Genomic DNA, 18878 nt, shown 5'->3' with positions numbered 1-18878 from the left:
GCTTTGTTGAAATATTTCTACCCATCGATTCACCAGAGATACTACACCCATGCCGCTCTTGAAAATGTATAATTTCTGGCACAGGATTTGATTTTTATGTTCCTGCATAAATCAACTCATGACCAATGGACACTTTTAAGTTTATGAAAGACGATTGGGTGAAGGAAAAAGGCGGCGACCAGCTCATGCAGGTCGACGAATACCAGATCGTCGAGACCGTGGTTAACCATAACGGATCAGCCACACATCCTGTCACCAGACGGGTGTTCAGTGGGAAGGTTTGGTGTACCTGGGTCAACAAAAACAAAGCGGTGGTCACACAGCCGTTTTGGGAAGACGATCTGGAGCCTGCTACGCACCGGCAGAACGACCAGTACATCCACTCATCCCTTAATCACGCACACTAGTTCACGAAAGCCTATTCTCTTCTCGAAACTAAACACCAAAGCCCGGAATCTCTCCCGGGCTTTTTCAGTTTCTGATCTCTCCGTTATCAAGGCTTTCCCGCGGGATCTCTTTGCGGTTTCACCGAAGTGGTGTCATCGGTTTCAGCTGTTCCTTTGCGGTTTTTCCGTCGTTCCGAACGCTCTTTTCGCTTGTCATCGGTAGGCATCAGCGTATCGTGAATCACGGCTCCCGAGCTTTTTTGTCCCTTAATGAGCGTATCCTCCGAGGGTATCTGAGCAGGCCGGGCAGGTGATTGCGGCGAATTGAATTCAGGCTTCGTTTCTGGTGCTGTTGTCGGAACAGGACTTTGCGGTACTGGCTGTGGCACAGACGGTTCCGGCGTTACCGGGTTCTGTGCAAATGCCCCTGCGATTCCCAGGAGCATCATGAACGTGTATGCAAGGTATTTCATGGTCCATGCTGGTTTAGTGAACAAAAACTACCTCTACTATGGCGGCTTTTTGCACTAAAAGCATTCCAGAACCGTGCGGCGCTCCCAGGCCTTCAAGGGCATGCTTCGAAAGCGGTTCCAAATGCGTTGACCACAAAATGCGTAGCGATATACCCAAAATGTGCGACGCATCTTTGGATAAATGTGGTTTTAAAAACCTGCCTCCTACCTCGAAATACTTCGTAGACTTTTTACTAGCTGTACACCCGTTTCATGCGGATCTTCTCGCTCGGGGTTAACACCAGCGGCACTTTTTCCACTTTCACCGAGCTGCTGTCGAGCCCAAACCACTTATCCTCCGACGTAGTAATGCTTTTGATCCCGAAATAGATCTTCATGATCAGTTCTTCCATGAATGGCAGGTTGTTTTCAAGCGACAGGTAGCGTTCGAGCACAATAAAACGGAAGTCACCGGTAATATTCTGCCGGCTCAGCGACTCGTAACGGCTCGTAATATCCACCTCTTTATTAAGCACCATATCTTCCACTACCTTACGGAAGAAAAGGTTAATGCGTTGCTCGATCCGGAAACCTAAACGGAACGTTACTTTGATCACATCGTCCTCCGCGAGGGTATTCACATGATAATCCATGGTGTACGGCTCATCGGTGGTTTCCACATGCACAAACCAGTAGATATCGGCGCGTTTCGGGCGTTTATAGAAGATCGAATAGATGATCTTGTTCTCGATTTCGCTCTCCCGCGAGGCATTAGACATGAATATCAGGTGCGTCGAGTATTTGGGAATACTGATGTCGTTGCTCAGCTCCTTCAATGGACCGATGTACTTTTCCAGGCTTTCGAACTCCGTCAGTCGCATTTTGATATAATATGCTTTCAACCAAACGGTAATCACCAGGCCGATAACCGTGGCCAGTACCAGCGAAACCCAGCCGCCGTGCGTGAATTTCAACAAGTTCGCCGCCAGGAAAGAGCCTTCAATAGCCAGGTAGATAACCAGGAAAACAATCACAATAGATTTGCTTACCCGTTTCACATACAGATATACCGACATGAGGATCGTAGTCATGATCATCGTAAGCGTGATCGCGAGCCCATACGCCGCCTCCATATGCGACGACTCCTTGAAATACAGCACAATACCGATACAACCCGCCCAAAGCAGCCAGTTCACGCTCGGTACATAAAGCTGCCCCTTCTGATCGCTCGGATAGACCAGCCTTACTTTCGGCCAGAAGTTAAGCCGGATCGCCTCCGAAATGAGGGTAAACGAGCCGCTGATCAGCGCCTGGCTGGCAATAATAGCGGCAGTAGTAGCGATGCCGATCCCCGGCAGCAACCACCAGTCGGGCATGATTTCGTAAAAAGGCTTGCGGCCGTTCAGCAGATCGCCCGAATGCACGATCAGCCAAGCACCCTGCCCGAAATAGTTCAGGATCAAACAGGTCTTAACAAAAACCCAGCTGATACGGATGTTTCCACGCCCGCAATGCCCCAGATCGCTGTACAATGCTTCCGCACCCGTCGTACACAGGAAAACAGCGCCAAGCATCCAGAACCCTCCGTGATGGTTGGCGAGGAGCCGGTAGGCATATACCGGGCTCAGTGATTTCATGATCTCGGGGTGGTCGATCACCTGCGCAACGCCCAGCACAGCCAGCATGAGAAACCAAATCATCATCACCGGGCCAAATGCGCGGCCGACAATCGTCGTTCCAAAAACCTGAATAATGAACAGCAGCGTGAGAATACCGATCACAATCGGGATCGTCTGAATATCGGGATAAAGTATGCGCAAACCTTCCACCGCGGACGACACCGAAATGGGCGGTGTAATGATCCCATCGGCTAATAGGGTACTCGCCCCGATAATGGCCGGTACCGTCAGCCAGGCCGCACGCCTGCGCACAAGGGCGAACAATGCCAGAATACCACCTTCCCCTTTGTTATCGGCCCTGAGAATGAGGATTACATACTTAATGGTCGTTTGCAACGTGAGCGTCCAGAAAATGCAAGACACGGCCCCGTAAACGACGTCACTCGTAATCTTATTGGTACCGATTACCGCCTGCATTACGTAGAGCGGCGAGGTTCCGATATCTCCGTAAATAATCCCTAATGCTACCAGAAGCCCGGCGGCCGATGCTTTATCCAGGTGTTTATGCGAACCCATTCGTTAGTCTGTTGAAATGCGGTGCGAATTTAGAAAAATCCGGCTGCTCTTCGTTAAAAGGTGTAAAACTCGTAGGTCACCTTCCATTTGATCTCCTGGCCCGGCTGAGCGGCGATCTTAATGTATGGCTCAGGGCAGGAAGTGGTCGGGCAAGCCCAGTAAACCAGCTTTTCCAGTGGCTGATCGCAGGTAATCCTCACGCCCGCCTTTGTTTTGGTATTTTCAATCCTGATATCATAATCTTTTGCAGTAGGTCCGAAGCCTTGCAAACCGGCGCTGAAAACCTGGTCGCCTTTGACCACCTCCCGCGAGTAGTTCAGCATTTTACCATTTGCATTGATAATGCTTCCGAAACCTTTGCCCTCGCCTTTCACTTCAAAAGGAAACACAATGCGGATGTTCTCATTCGACGGCTCGTTGTCGATCATGAAGAAATTGTGGTTGTAAGTACTCGCCACGATCGGTTTGGAGCCTGTGTTTTTCAATGTATGTTCCAAAACGAGCTGCGGTTTTCCTTTTACCAGTTTCAATGTCTTATGGTAATCATAGCCGTAGCCGGTTTCATCCTTCAATTCATGGGTAAATGCGACCTGGTCTTTACCCTTCGTCACCGACCATTTACCCGGATTTCTGATCGCATAATTAGTCGCGAAAGAGTACTTTTTATCGTCGGGTTTCGTAAGAACGCCTACACCGATCTTGACAAACTGCTCTCCCGGCTTTGCTTCATCGAAATTCAGCGGTGTGAATTCTTCCACGGGTCCCATGATCGCGTCGTGTAACTTGGGATCGTAAGGCGCCTGGTTCCAGGTGCCGAAGTAGGTATGCCCTTTGTATTCCAAACTCGGCACCACACCCGCCCAGTCGAAGCGGACGCCCCGGTAATATCCTTCGTTTCCATCAGGCAAATACAGTTTGGCCTTGATCACTCCGTTTGAAATATCGGTTTGCGGAAACTCCGCGATGGTAAATGCAGTGATAGCGAGGCATATCAATGCAGAAAACAGGATAACGATCTTTTTCATTTGAATGCAATGGTTTAGGAAGAAAAACGGGCCGGACAGACAACACTTCGGACGCGCTATAAATAAAGGCAGTAAGATAAAAATGCGGTATCACATTTTCACCTTACTGCCTTACTATTTACATGATTTAATATCTACGAAATGCCTTTGAAAGCTTCCTCATTGATAAAAGGCTGGTTCCTCAGGCGCTGCTTGGTCGCTTTATAAAACGCATTGGCCACTGCTCCTCCCGCCGGCGGCAACGCAGGTTCCCCTAAACCGGTTGGAGAAATGCCGTTGTCCACGAAATGCACATCGACCTCGGGAATCTCGTTCATGCGGATCAAACGGAATCCGTTGAAGTTGCTCTGGTCTGGAGTACCCGCTTTGAAAGTCATATTCCCGAACATCGCATGGCCCACACCGTCGACGACCCCGCCGCGTACCTGCTGCAACGAGCCACTTTTGTTGATCACAATGCCGCAATCGACAGCCGCAATGATGTTTTTCAATGTAGGCTTACCTTTTTCAACGACTACTTCCCCTACCTGGGCCACGTACGACCGGTGTGAAAAGTAAACGCTGAAACCCTGGTGAACGCCTTTTTTCTTACCCCAGTTGCTTTTCTCTGCCGCCAGTTTAATCACCGCAATCATTCGGTCGACGTCATATTTCACTTCGCCGGCCGGTGATTTTTTCGCTTTTTCCAAAAGGGCGAGGCGGAACTGTACCGGATCCTTACCCGCTGCCTCAGCCACTTCATCGATAAACGACTGCTCGGCATAGGCGAGGAAGTTAGTAATAGGCGCACGCCACGGACCGGTGGTAATAGCCGATTTGTGCTCCACCGAATCGATCAGCAGGTTATCCACAGAACCGGAAGGAAAATTATCCTCGCGGGTAGGATTACCCGAGTTGATACCCACGCCACGTAGCTTGTAGCCGATCATTTCACCATTTTTATCCAATGCAGCCTCGAACCGATACCGCACCGCCGGGCGATAGGTTCCGCCGGTCATATCATCTTCACGTGTCCAGATTACCTTCACCGGCGCTTTCACCAGTTTGGAAACATGTACTGCTTCAATGGCAAAATCGGCCGAAAGTCTGCGGCCGAAACCACCTCCCTGCCGTGTGATTTCCACGGTGATTTTTTCAGTCGGGAAGCCGGTAATTTTTGCCGCTGCCTCGCGTGCGCGGTCGGGTGTTTGCGTCGGGCCTACGAGTTCCACGCCGTCCTCGCGTACATGCGCGAAAAAGTTCATGGGTTCCAGCGGGCTGTGAGGCAGGAACGGGCATTGGTATTCGGCTTTAATCACTTTCGCTGCGCTCTTGAATGCAGCCTCGACGTCGCCATTCTTCCTGCGAACGGTGGCCTCGCCATTGTCCATCAGGTTGGAGAAAATGCGGTTATGATCTTCCGAGCTTTCGAGGTCGGCCGCCTTTTCGTATTCGATTTTGAGAACCTCGCGCGCCTTTTTGCATTGCCAGGTCGATTTCCCAACTACGGCCACACTGTTTTCGAAAGTAACGACGTCCACAATGCCGGGCATTGCCTTGGCCGCAGCCGCGTCAACCGATTTCAGTTTAAATCCGAATGCCTTAGGCCGCTGGATAATGGCAAACAGCATTCCTTCGCGATAGAAATCCAGCCCGAAAAGCGGCTTACCGGTCGCAATGTTCTTGTTGTCGACATTCCGAACCGATTGTCCTATTAGCTTGAACGACTTTTCATCTTTTAATTTAATGTCGGTCGGAGCCGTGAGCTTACCAGCCGCCTCCGCGAATTCTCCATAACCGGCAGATTTACCGGATGCTTTATGGAACAACTTACTATCCGCAGTCGTGATTTCGGCCGCAGGTACGCCCCATTTGGCCGCCGCTGCATTCACGAGCAGATGCCGCGCCGTCGCGCCGGCCTTGCGCAGGCGCTCCCATGAATGCGGAACCGCGCCACTACCACCCGTTACCTGCCGCTCGAACGCTGCATTGTCCAGCTTACCCTGCACGGTTTTCACGAGTTTCCAATCGGCGTCCAGCTCTTCGGCTACCACCATAGGAAATGCCGTTTTAATTCCCTGGCCTATTTCGGGGTTTGGAGAAACGATCGTAATGATGTTATCGGAACCGATTGACAAGTAGCTATTGAATTTCACCGATCCCGCAGCGATTTGCTTGGCGTCCACCACAACGGGTGCCGCTGTTGTGTCCGACCAGTTGAATCCCAGGAACAAACCGCCACCGGCCGCAGCCGCGATCTTCATGAAGTCGCGACGCGATGTCTGATTTAACGTGCTCATGGTTAATTGGTTTTAGAAGCTGCAACTTTCACGGCCTCGCGAATGCGGTGGTAGGTTCCGCAACGGCAAAGGTTGCCGCTCATCGCTCCGACGATCTCCTCTTCGGTTGGTTTGGGCTTTTCTTTGAGGAATGCCGCGGCCGTCATAATCTGGCCGGCCTGGCAATATCCGCATTGCGCCACATCCACTTCGTCCCACGCTTTCTGAACCGGGTGATCTCCTTTTTCCGACAACCCTTCGATCGTGGTCACCTTTGCTTTGCCCACCGCCGACACAGGCAATACACAGGAGCGGACGGCTTTGCCATCCAGGTGAACAGTGCAAGCGCCGCATTGCGCGATCCCGCACCCGTACTTGGTGCCTACAAGGCCCAGATTATCGCGCAATACCCACAGCAGCGGGGTATCACCCTCCACGTCTGCGCTGTATGCACGATTGTTGATTGAAAGTTTGAATAATGCCATGGTGATTAAGAGTTTGCCAAAAAGTTACAAAAAAAACACTAAGGAAGCCAAACTCTTAATTCGCGAAGTGCCTGATTGATAGCGATGTAGCCTTGCTTACATTTCGCTCCGACGATACATAGGATAAATTTATATATCTGTGTAAATCAGGAGTTTCACATAAATAGTATAATTTGGTTACTTAAATTGATATTAGCTGCCCCTTTCCTATCAGTATGCGTTTTCTCTATCTTCCGTTAATACTGTTTCTTTCGTTATCCACGGTTTTTGCTCAGCAAAAACCGGTGGTCTGCGGCACCAGCGACGATGCATTACCCAAAGTGATTCTCGACAAAATGGCCATGCTGCCGACTATCCTGCAAGAGCAGCAAGCCCGCACAGGCGCAGGTGAAATGAACGTCTGCCGGATAGCGGTTGAAATCGACTATCAGACCTACGTCCAGTTCGAGAAGGACACAAACCTTATTTACCGACAGGTTCACGAAGACATTCAAAAGGTTTCGGAGGTTTACGAAAGGGAGATCAACACGCGGATGGTGGTTACGGGTATCCGCATTTTCAAAAATCCCGATACCGACCCCTTCGGTAGCACATACGACATTTTTCAAATAATTGGCATTCTCGAAGCCATGGCTCCGGTAAATCCGGACTTTGATAAGAAGGCGTATCTTTTTACAAAAACGCTCATAGGCGCAGGAGGCGTGGCAAACCTGAATGGAAAAGCGAGTGTATCGCCACTGGGTAATCCGCAAGTAGCCATGCATGAATTCGGGCACAATTTTGCATCGCTCCACACGCACAACTGCAATTGGCCCGGCGGCCCTATCGACTTTTGTGTAAATGCTGAGGGCGATTGCTACGATAAAGCACTTGAAACGCTCCAAGACCGGTCGGGAACGCTCATGAGCTACTGCACGAAACAGTCGACTTTCCATCCGTTGTGTCAGGCCATTATGCGGGACCACGCCGACCAACTGTTTTCAAAGATCCGCAGCATTCCGGCAACTCCCGCATTAAGTGCCAATGCCCAGGTAGCTCCGGGGGATTTCCTTTTTTGGCAACCTTCACCTACCGCACTTTCATATGAAGTCACTTACGCCCCAAGCGCTGACTTTTCCAATTCAAAAACCGCTTCCGTTGCATTCAACGGTTTCCAGGTCAGGGGAGTTGGGGTAGCCAATACTCTATTCGTCAAAATAAGGGCTGTTAACACTTTCGGCGCATCTTCGTGGTCGCAGCCTGTTACAGTCAGCACAGGTTCGGGCAAGCTTCCGCCTCCTGAAATCAATGTCCCGGCAACACCACCTATTTTTCCAATGGGTACGGTTGTGAAATTGTCGTACGCCGCCGTTCCTGGTGCAACGAGTTATGAAATACAGATTGGAAATCCGACCGACGCCTCATTCGAAAACCCGTATCTTAAGATTGTTTCAACTACTTCGGAAGCACAATACACGGCGAATCTGCCCACAATGCTCAAATGGAGAGTGCGGGCGGTTAATGCTCAGGGACAAAGCAAATGGTCTGAGTCAGGCTTCTTTTCCGTGAATCCTTCCCGAACGTTTCCATTGTCGATCCCCTTTTACCAAAATGCTCCGACGACTTTCCCGTTTGCGTATAGTCCGCCGTCTTCCCGTGTGAAGGTAAGGGTGAGCATCGCTGACAATCATGATTTTAGCGATGCTGTCTTTATGAAGGAATATGACCATATTGGTCCGGTAACGGACGTGGTTTCAAATCTTCCACCCAATACAAATCTGTTTTTCAAGCTGGAAGAATGGAACGAGAGCGATAACGGTTATCCCAAAACGAAAACCATAGATTATACATTCTCTTTTTCCACTGCAAATACGACGCTTCCAGCCGGCCTTACATTCCTGTCGCCATTGGCACCGGATGTATTCAACTATGCCTATCCAAAGATTGCTCTGACGTCCAAGAACGTATGGATGGCATCCCGGACCAAGGGCTTTGTGCGTGTAGATCAGAAAGATTTCCGTTATCAGGCTTTTAATAGGGGCAATACCGACGGGCTTCTTGGTTCTATGGATCTGCCCGCCCCGTTTCAGGTAGATGATAGTCTGAATATCGAGTTTACGAGTTTTCGAAACATCAGCAGCTTTGTCAGGACCAAATTTCGTGATGACGAGCCATCGAATCCCACGCCGCTTAGTCCCCTTAATTTCACCGGCGGCATTGCAGGGTACAATCCGTCCCATCGGCTTTATTGGAGCAATTCAGTAGTTTACAAGGAAATCAACAATACCCTGGCCCCATTGAAATCATTTCCCGGAGACTGGTTTATCAGGAAAGTAGTCGTAATGTCGGGCAAGGCGTGGATTCTTGCAGCCAACTACAAGGGACAGGCTGAAATTACGGTGATCGACCCGGTTTCCGGTTCAGACATAGAACGGATTAATTCCTCGACCCATCCGGAGCTGTTACTCGGGATGGATTCGTTTGCACTTAGTCCTGATGGAAAAATCATGATTCTGCAATACGACCCGATCGCGATGGGAAATCGCGTATCATTGTGGGATAAACAAAAATGGACTGTGCTGGACGGGCGGGATCCACTGGTATCGGGCGGCGCGATCCGATCGATCGCCAGCTCTCCGTCCGGTGAGCTCTACACTATGGTATGGGGCTTGCAAACCCGTATTTTGAAATACAACGGATCGGAGTGGGAGAAAACAGGCGAGGATATTCCTCTGCTGGAATTCGCAACCAGTATGGATATCGACGCGAGCGACAATATCTGGCTCACTGGTATCTATGGACTCGCTAAGTTGGCACAGATAGTTCCCGAGCCTATTACGGGCATTGCCGAGCCGTCTTTGCCCAAGGTGAGCGTTTATCCCAATCCGAGCTCGGATAGAATTTTAATTCAGTATGCCGAGCACAATAGCAAGCCCGATTCTTACCACATTGCCGATATCCGGGGCAATATCCTGGCGTCGAAACAAGTCCGCGAAAAACTGACTGAATGGGATATCAGCAACCTCGGAGCAGGAATTTATGTATTATGGACCGTCCACAATGGTCATAAACGGTCCTGGAAAATCGTGAAGGATTGATTATGCCTCGCCACCCGGCCCCCCGAAACTGATCGGGAAATTGAATGTAGGCTCGCTGTCCTGCGAATTCTGAATGGGGCCGTATTGATCTTCGTATTTCTGGATATTGTCGCGCAATGCGGCTACGAGGCGCTTTGCGTGCTCGGGCGTTACGATTATGCGGGCCTTTACCTTCGCACGCGGAACGCCTGGCATGAGGCGGATAAAGTCAAGAATAAATTCACTGTTGGAATGGGCGATCATCGCCAGGTTGGAATACACACCTTCGGCCATTTCTTCCGACAGCTCCACATTAATCTGTTGTTCGTTCTCCTTGTTTTCTTCTTTCATTGGTTTTAATTAGCTGCGCTATCGAATTTACTTTGGGTGGGGAAATTACTAAAAATACCGGGCTTGGAAAAGCCCGGCCTTCCATGCCGGGCCTGGAAAGCAAAGAGCCGGTCCCGCTAATGCAGGCCGGCTCTTTGTTTACTCCTATTCGGCTGGATTACGCCAACTCTTTTTTCTTGCGTGATTGTCTCTCGCGAGAATCGGATAGCGCATCGTATTCTTCTTTCGATCCAACGATCAGGTTTTCGTATACACGCATACCTGTACCGGCCGGGATCAGGTGACCTACGATCACGTTCTCCTTCAAGCCTTTCAGTTCATCGCGTTTACCACGAACAGCCGCTTCGCTCAATACTTTGGTTGTTTCCTGGAATGAAGCCGCAGAAACAAAACTTTCGGTACCCAAAGAAGCTTGTGTAATACCCATCAACGTTGGTCTTGCAACCGCAGCCTGTGCATCACGAGCAGTAACCAGTTTCAGGTCGCGACGTTTCAAGCTCGAATTTTCATCGCGCAAACGACGTACTGAAATGATCATACCCGGCTTCAATGTTTCGGAGCTACCAGCGTCTTCAACCACTTTCATGTCGAGGATCTTGTCGTTTTCCTCGCGGAATACCACGCGGTCGACAGCCTGCATTTCGAGGAAGTTGGTGTCACCAGCGTCCAGGATATCCACTTTCTGCATCATCTGGCGTACGATACATTCGATGTGCTTATCGTTGATCTTCACACCTTGCAGACGGTATACTTCCTGAATCTCGTTCACGAGGTATTCCTGCACCGCGGTTGGTCCTTTGATAGAAAGGATATCCGCAGGGGTAATAGCACCGTCGGAAAGCGGGTCACCGGCTCTTACGAAGTCACCATCCTGAACGAGGATGTGTTTCGAAAGAGGTACCATGTAACGGCGCTGTGTTCCGTCTTTCGATTCGATATGGATTTCACGGTTACCGCGTTTTACGCCACCATAAGATACTACACCGTCGATTTCAGAAACCGTTGCAGGGTTGGACGGGTTACGTGCTTCGAACAATTCGGTCACACGTGGCAGACCTCCCGTGATATCGCGTGTTTTACCAACAACACGTGGGATTTTCGCCAGCGGCTGACCAGCCTTGATAGCTGCACCTGCCTTCACAACCAGACGCGCTCCGACAGGAAGGTTGTAACCTTTTTCAGTCTGATCTTTCAACAAGGTAGACTTACCTTTCACCACGATAGCCGGGTTTTTGGTTTTGTCACGTGTTTCAATGATCACCGACTCCTGGAAGCCTGTTTGTTCGTCAAATTCTTCACGGAATGTGATACCTTCTTCGATAGCGTCGAAAGATACAGTTCCTGTGAATTCAGAAAGGATTACCGCGTGATAAGGGTCCCAGGTACAAAGTTCCTGTCCTTTGAATACGGTATCGCCTTCTTTCACTTGCAAATGCGCACCGTAAGGTACGTTGTTCGAGATCAGTAGTTGTTTCGTTTCAGGGTGAACGATTTTCACCTCACCTGAACGGCCCATTACTACGGTTACCTCGTCGCCTTCTGAATTAACAGATTGTACCAAACGAAGGTCTTCGAACTGGATCAAACCGTCGAATTTCGCTTTGATGTTGGCTTCAACAGAAATGTTGGAAGCCGTACCACCCACGTGGAATGTACGGAGTGTCAGCTGTGTACCCGGCTCACCAATTGACTGGGAAGCGATTACACCCACTGCCTCACCGATGTTTACCATCTGGGCAGACGCCAAGCTGCGTCCGTAGCACTTCGCACAAACACCGTCACGGGTTTCGCAAGTCAGTACCGAACGGATTTCGACAGTTTCAAGGCTTGTTTCGTCGATATAAGCCGCGATCTCTTCCGTGATTTCCTGTCCGGATGTAAGGATCAATTCGTTGGTCAACGGATCGAACACGTCGTGAACGCTCACACGGCCGAGGATACGCTCCGACAATGGTTCTACGATATCCTCATTGTCTTTCAATGCTGAGATCGCGATACCACGGAGCGAGCCGCAGTCTTCTTCTACTACTACCACGTCTTGTGCAACGTCGTGCAAACGACGGGTCAGGTAACCCGCATCCGCAGTTTTCAACGCTGTATCGGCAAGACCTTTACGCGCACCGTGGGTAGAGATAAAGTATTCCAAAACGTCGAGACCTTCTTTAAAGTTAGAAAGAATCGGGTTTTCGATGATTTCACCGGCACCACCAGCGATGTTTTTCTGAGGCTTGGCCATTAGACCCCTCATACCACCCAACTGACGGATCTGCTCGCGGGAACCGCGGGCCCCGGAGTGCATCATCATATAGATTGAGTTGAATCCGCCTTTGTCTGTTTCCAGCTGCTTCATCAACGTTTCTGTAATGCGTGAGTTAACGCGCGTCCAGATATCGATCACCTGGTTGTAACGTTCGTTCTCGGTGATAAGACCCATCAGGTAGTTGTTCCAGACGTTTTCAACATCGCCTTTCGCTTGCTCGATGAGTTTTTCTTTTTCACTTGGAACCATTACATCGTCCAATCCCATTGACAAACCGCCTTTGAAGGCCATTTGGAAACCAAGTTCTTTGATTTCGTCAAGGAATTGTGCCGTACGGGCCACGCCAGCCTGTTTGAACACCAAACCGATGATCTGTTGAAGTTTTTTCTTGGTCAACAATTCGTTGATATAACCAACTTCCTCAGGAACAGCCTGGTTGAACAGGAGACGACCTGCAACGGTATCGATCAGCTTAATTTCAAATGTACCGTCCTCGTTACGAACGCGAACGCGGCATTTGATATTCGCATGTTTCGAAAGCTTGCCTTCGTTGATCGCGATGATAACCTCATCCGGACCGTAGAAGATTTTGCCTTCGCCTTGAATAGGATATTGCTCGGTGCTTACGCGACCTTTTGTCACATAATACAGACCCAAAACCATGTCCTGAGATGGTACCGTGATCGGCGCACCGTTGGCAGGGTTCAAGATGTTATGCGAAGAAAGCATCAGCATCGAGGCTTCCAATACCGCTTCCTGGCCCAGTGGTACGTGTACCGCCATCTGGTCACCGTCAAAGTCGGCGTTGAATGCCGTACACACCAATGGGTGAAGCTGGATCGCCTTACCTTCGATCAGTTTAGGCTGGAATGCCTGGATACCCAAACGGTGAAGTGTCGGAGCACGGTTGAGGAGCACAGGGTGTCCTTTCAAAACGTTTTCCAAGATATCCCAGATCACAGGATCCTTACGGTCTACGATCTTCTTCGCTGATTTCACCGTTTTAACAATACCCCGCTCGATGAGCTTGCGGATAATGAACGGTTTGAAAAGCTCGGCAGCCATATCCTTAGGAAGACCGCATTCGTGCAGCTTCAATTCAGGACCTACCACGATAACCGAACGACCAGAGTAGTCGACACGCTTACCGAGCAAGTTCTGACGGAAACGGCCTTGCTTACCTTTCAGCATGTCTGAAAGTGATTTCAAAGCACGGTTACCTTCCGAACGTACCGCGTTCACTTTACGGCTGTTGTCGAAAAGGGAGTCAACCGCTTCCTGCAACATCCGTTTTTCGTTACGCAGGATCACCTCAGGTGCCTTGATCTCGATGAGGCGTTTCAGACGGTTGTTACGGATGATCACACGACGGTAAAGGTCGTTCAAATCCGAAGTCGCGAAACGGCCACCATCCAGGGGCACAAGCGGACGCAATTCTGGTGGAATAACCGGTACCATTTTGATCACCATCCATTCAGGGCGGTTTTCGATACGGGTATTCGCATCACGGAATGCTTCTACCACTTTCAGACGTTTCAAAGCTTCCGCTTTACGTTGCTGGGAAGTGTCGGTAGCAGCCTGGTGACGGAGCTCGTAAGAAAGTTCGTCGAGTTTAATGCGGCTCAACAGCATTTCCAATGCATCGGCACCCATTTTCGCGATGAATTTGTTGGGGTCCGTGTCAGGAAGCAACTGGTTCTCGCGTGGGAGCTTGTCGATGATATCGAGGTATTCATCTTCGGTCAGGAAGTCGAGGTAGCCAACGCCGTCCTCTTCTTTGATACCTGGCTGAACAACTGCGTACCGTTCGTAATAGATGATCTGGTCAAGTTTCTTGGTAGAAAGTCCCAGCAGGTAACCGATTTTGTTCGGCAAGCTGCGGAAGTACCAGATATGGGCAACAGGAACCACGAGTTCAATGTGACCCATGCGCTCGCGGCGAACCTTTTTCTCGGTTACCTCTACACCACAACGGTCACAGATGATTCCTTTATAACGAATGCGCTTGTATTTCCCGCAGTGACATTCCCAGTCTTTTACAGGACCGAAAATGCGCTCGCAGAACAGACCGCCCATCTCCGGCTTGTAGGTCCGGTAGTTGATGGTTTCAGGCTGGGTTACTTCACCGAAGGAGCTTTCTAGGATAGACTCCGGTGACGCCAGACTGATCGTCATTCTGGAAAAGTCGCTGTTTAATTTTTTATTCTTTTTGAAAGACATAATAAAGAGTCGTTTGTCTGTTAGTCGAAACTAATTCAATTGCATTTCTATGGCGCGGTTGCCCGCGCCAACGACTAGAAATTAGTCCAGTGTAATCTCCAATGCTAGTCCACGAAGCTCGTGAACGAGTACGTTGAATGACTCTGGGATATTTGGTTTCGGAAGGTTTTCACCTTTCACGATCGCTTCGTACGCTTTGGCACGGCCCACCACATCATCGGATTTCACCGTAAGGATCTCCTGAAGAATGTGCGATGCACCGAACGCTTCAAGCGCCCACACTTCCATTTCACCGAAACGCTGTCCACCGAACTGCGCTTTACCACCCAATGGTTGCTGGGTAATGAGCGAGTATGGCCCGATAGAACGCGCGTGCATTTTATCGTCAACCAAGTGGCCCAGTTTCATCATATACATCAGACCGACTGTTACCGGCTGGTCGAACTGCTCACCAGTCAAACCATTGTACAGATAAGTACGTCCCCAAGCCGGCAGACCCGCCTCTTTCAATTCGGCAGCTACTTCCGCTTCTGTTGCGCCGTCGAAGATCGGTGTCGCGTAACGACGGCCGAGTTTCAGACCAGCCCATGCCAGAATCGTTTCGTAAATCTGACCGATGTTCATACGTGAAGGTACCCCAAGTGGGTTCAACACGATGTTTACCGGAGTTCCGTCTTCCAGGAATGGCATATCTTCGTCACGAACGATACGGGCAACAACCCCTTTATTACCGTGGCGACCCGCCATTTTATCACCCACTTTCAGCTTGCGCTTCTTAGCGATGTAAACTTTGGCAAGTTTCACGATACCGGCAGGTAGCTCATCACCAACTTCCAATGCGAAACGATCGCGTTTGAAGCGGCCCATTACTTCGCTGCGGGCATTCAGGTAGTTTTTCAACACCAGTGAGATCTGACGGTTGGTGTCAGCATCTTCTGTCCACGAGTCAGTCAATACGTCACCGATGAGGTTAACCTCTTCTGGTACTGCGTACTGGCTTTCGTCACGATACGGGTTGTTTGCAGGGAACAGGTTCTCGGAGATGTTTCTCACGTTGAACTTCATTCCTTTGCTGATCAGCTCGTCACCGAATTTATGTTTTACACCCGAGCTGGTTTTGCCGTCAGTCAGCGTCACCAGTTTGTCGATCACACGACCGCGCAATGCAGTCAGGTCGCGGCTGTATTTTTTCATCAACAGACGAAGCTCGTCTTTGTGTTTTGCACGCTCTTCTTTGGTTGGGCGGGAGAACAGTTTGGTATCGATTACCACACCTTTCATCGATGGTGGTGCCTTTTTCGAAGCATCCTTCACATCACCGGCCTTATCACCGAAGATCGCACGAAGCAATTTTTCTTCCGGAGTAGGATCAGATTCTCCTTTTGGAGTGATCTTACCGATCAGGATATCGCCTTCTTTAACTTCTGTACCAACTTGTACGATACCGTTTTCGTCGAGGTTCTTCACAGTTTCCTCGCTTACGTTCGGGATCTCAGCAGTCAGCTCTTCTTCTCCGCGTTTGGTATCACGCACTTCGAGTTCGAATTCTTCAATGTGGATTGAAGTAAAGATATCGTCGCGTACTACTTTCTCGGAGATTACGATCGCATCCTCGAAGTTGTATCCCTGCCAAGGCATGAATGCAACCAAAAGGTTACGGCCCAATGCAAGCTCACCACCTTCGGTACCATAACCCTGGCAAAGCGGTTCGCCTTTTTTCACTTTCTGACCTTTCAACACCATTGGTTGGAGGTTCAAGCAAGTGTCCTGGTTGGTACGACGGAATTTCACGAGGTCGTAGGAAACGCTGTCGTCAATGAAGCTCACCAAACGATCTTCGTCTGTACGGTCGTATTTCACGACGATCTTCTTCGCATCCACGAATTCGATTTCGCCGTCGCCTTCTGCTACTACCAATGCACGGGAGTCCATTGCCACGCGGCGTTCCAAGCCGGTTCCTACGATAGGAGCCTGCGGACGCAACAGAGGCACACCCTGGCGCTGCATGTTAGATCCCATCAAGGCACGGTTAGCATCATCGTGTTCGAGGAACGGAATCAATGAAGCCGCTACTGATACGATTTGGTTGGCCGCAACGTCCATATAGGATGCTTGCGAAGGATCCACCATCGGGAAGTCACCTTCGAAACGCGTTTTGATTTTATCAACGGTGAAGTTTCCTTCTTTATCCACAGAAGCATTGGCTTGTGCGATGTATTTGGAATCTTCTTCTTCCGCTGTCATATAGATCAGCTCGTCGGTCAGTTTACCAGCGCTATCGATCACACGGTAAGGTGTTTCGATGAAGCCCATGCCGTTCACTTTCGCAAATACGCAAAGTGACGAGATCAGACCGATGTTCGGACCTTCCGGCGTTTCGATCGTACACAGACGCCCGTAGTGGGTGTAGTGAACGTCACGAACCTCGAAACCTGCTCTTTCGCGGGAAAGACCACCTGGCCCGAGTGCCGACATACGACGTTTGTGCGTAATCTCAGCCAATGGGTTAGTTTGGTCCATAAACTGAGAAAGCTGGTTGGTACCGAAGAACGAGTTGATTACGGATGACAATGTTCTTGCATTGATCAAATCAACAGGTTTGAAATCTTCGTTATCACGTACGTTCATACGCTCCTTGATGGTACGCGCCATACGTGCAAGACCTACGCCGAACTGTGCATATAGCTGCTCGCCCACGGTACGTACACGACGGTTCGACAAGTGGTCGATATCATCAACTACCGCTTTCGCATTGATCAGACCGATCAGGTATTTCACGATGGAAACGATATCGCCGGTGGTCAGAACGCGCACGTCGAGGCTGGTATCCGATCCCAATTTCTTATTGATACGGTAACGGCCTACATCGCCTAGGTCATAACGCTTATCCGAGAAGAACAAGCTCTGGATCACGTCACGTGCAGTTTGCTCATCCGGCGCTTCTGCATTACGCAGCTGACGGTAAATTTGCTCAACAGCTTCCTTGTCGGAGTTTGAGCTATCTTTTTGAAGCGTGTTATAAATGATGTTATAATCCGCTACGTTCATGTCCTCTTTGTGCATGATGATCGACTTCTGACCTGATTCCAGGATCACATCGATATCATCTGCCGAAATGGAAGAATCACGTTCCAGCAACACTTCGTTACGCTGGATAGATACTACCTCCCCGGTGTCCTCATCCACGAAGTCCTCAGTCCATGTACGGAGAACCCTTGCTGCCAACCGGCGTCCCACTGCCTTTTTCAGGTTCGCAGGTGTTGCACTGATTTCCTCAGAAAGGCCGAAAAGGTCGAGGATGTCTTTATCAGATCCAAAACCGATCGCTCTTAGAAGGGTTGTTACCGGGAACTTCTTTTTACGGTCGATGTACGCGTACATCACGTTGTTCACGTCCGTAGAGAATTCGATCCAGGAACCTTTGAATGGAATAATCCGCGCAGAATATAGTTTAGAACCGTTGGTGTGCTTGCTCATAGAGAAGAACACGCCTGGTGAACGGTGAAGCTGAGATACGATTACACGCTCAGCACCATTGATCACGAACGAACCGCGTTCGGTCATGTAAGGAATGTTTCCGAGGAATACTTCCTGCTCAATGGTTTCAAATTCTTCATGATCGGCGTCGTTACAGATCAAACGCAGTTTCGCCTTCAGAGGCACTGCATAAGTCAGACCGCGATCAATGGATTCGTCGACAGAATACTTCGGTGGTTCAAGGAGGTAATCGATGAACTCGAGAACGAAGTTTTCGCGTGAGTCGGCGATGGGGAAGTTTTCAGCGAAAACTTTGTAAAGTCCTTCTCCGGAGCGGTCTTCAACCGATGTATCCAGACTAAAGAAATCACGGAACGATTGTACCTGGATTCCCAAAAGATCGGGATAATCGATAATCTGATTAATCCGAGAGAAATTCTTTCTTGGTGTTTTTGGATTAATAGTAGCCAAGGCTATGTGTGATTTGGGTTAGCAGAAAAACTAATTAGTTTTAACCTAATCTATTGCCTCGTAGAGAAAGGTTAACCGTCCCTGTTCTTCCATTCTACGAGTAAGGAAGTGTTTCGGACAAAGTAAACCGGAAGGGGATTTTGGAAGTGATCTCGTCACCGCCTCTAACCAGAACGACAAAAAAGTACTTTTCGTTTGGTTTGTATACAAAAACAGGAAAAGACCTGACGGTTGTCAGGCCT

Annotated in this window: 10 protein-coding genes; 2 read left to right on the top strand and 8 right to left on the bottom strand. The window is 49.7% G+C overall.

The window, feature by feature from the left end:
- The first annotated feature begins 125 nt into the window (after nucleotides 1–125).
- Entirely contained in the window at nucleotides 126–407 is a 282-nt protein-coding gene (locus tag J2Y43_RS25035; protein ID WP_309988131.1) for a hypothetical protein, read from the top strand.
- Between the two features lie 86 nt (nucleotides 408–493).
- Here the strand turns inward: J2Y43_RS25035 and J2Y43_RS25030 are convergent, their stop codons facing one another.
- From J2Y43_RS25030 to J2Y43_RS25010, 5 genes are all read right to left on the bottom strand, one after another.
- Nucleotides 494–859: a hypothetical protein gene (locus tag J2Y43_RS25030; RefSeq protein ID WP_309988133.1), complete on the bottom strand. Its 366-nt coding sequence runs from the start codon at nucleotides 857–859 to the stop codon at nucleotides 494–496.
- Between the two features lie 233 nt (nucleotides 860–1092).
- Nucleotides 1093–3033, bottom strand: coding sequence for a KUP/HAK/KT family potassium transporter (locus J2Y43_RS25025; protein WP_309988135.1), 1941 nt, complete (start codon nucleotides 3031–3033; stop codon nucleotides 1093–1095).
- A 53-nt stretch (nucleotides 3034–3086) separates the two neighbouring features.
- Entirely contained in the window at nucleotides 3087–4058 is a 972-nt protein-coding gene (locus tag J2Y43_RS25020) for a hypothetical protein (protein WP_309988137.1), read from the bottom strand.
- Nucleotides 4059–4192: 134 nt separating this feature from the next.
- On the bottom strand, nucleotides 4193–6337 hold the full coding sequence (locus J2Y43_RS25015; protein WP_309988139.1) for a molybdopterin cofactor-binding domain-containing protein: 2145 nt from the start codon (nucleotides 6335–6337) through the stop codon (nucleotides 4193–4195).
- Nucleotides 6338–6339: 2 nt separating this feature from the next.
- Complete coding sequence (locus tag J2Y43_RS25010; RefSeq protein WP_106595588.1) at nucleotides 6340–6801, bottom strand: (2Fe-2S)-binding protein; 462 nt, start codon at nucleotides 6799–6801, stop codon at nucleotides 6340–6342.
- A gap of 215 nt (nucleotides 6802–7016) precedes the next feature.
- Here J2Y43_RS25010 and J2Y43_RS25005 point away from each other — a divergent pair, with 215 nt between their 5' ends.
- Nucleotides 7017–9878: a M12 family metallo-peptidase gene (locus tag J2Y43_RS25005; protein WP_309988141.1), complete on the top strand. Its 2862-nt coding sequence runs from the start codon at nucleotides 7017–7019 to the stop codon at nucleotides 9876–9878.
- Here J2Y43_RS25005 and J2Y43_RS25000 read toward each other — a convergent pair whose 3' ends face one another.
- From J2Y43_RS25000 to rpoB, 3 genes are all read right to left on the bottom strand, one after another.
- Complete coding sequence (locus J2Y43_RS25000) at nucleotides 9879–10208, bottom strand: DUF3467 domain-containing protein (protein WP_041736494.1); 330 nt, start codon at nucleotides 10206–10208, stop codon at nucleotides 9879–9881. It lies immediately after the preceding gene.
- Nucleotides 10209–10365: 157 nt separating this feature from the next.
- A complete protein-coding gene (rpoC, locus tag J2Y43_RS24995) occupies nucleotides 10366–14688 on the bottom strand; it encodes a DNA-directed RNA polymerase subunit beta' (protein WP_309988145.1) in 4323 nt (1440 codons plus the stop codon).
- An 81-nt stretch (nucleotides 14689–14769) separates the two neighbouring features.
- Entirely contained in the window at nucleotides 14770–18636 is a 3867-nt protein-coding gene (rpoB, locus tag J2Y43_RS24990) for a DNA-directed RNA polymerase subunit beta (protein WP_309988147.1), read from the bottom strand.
- Nucleotides 18637–18878 lie beyond the last annotated feature (242 nt).

It is taken from the genome of Dyadobacter sp. BE31 (assembly GCF_031457695.1).
GTDB lineage: Bacteria > Bacteroidota > Bacteroidia > Cytophagales > Spirosomataceae > Dyadobacter.
Note: the sequence above shows the minus strand (reverse complement) of the source record. Positions and strands in the feature narration are given on the sequence as shown.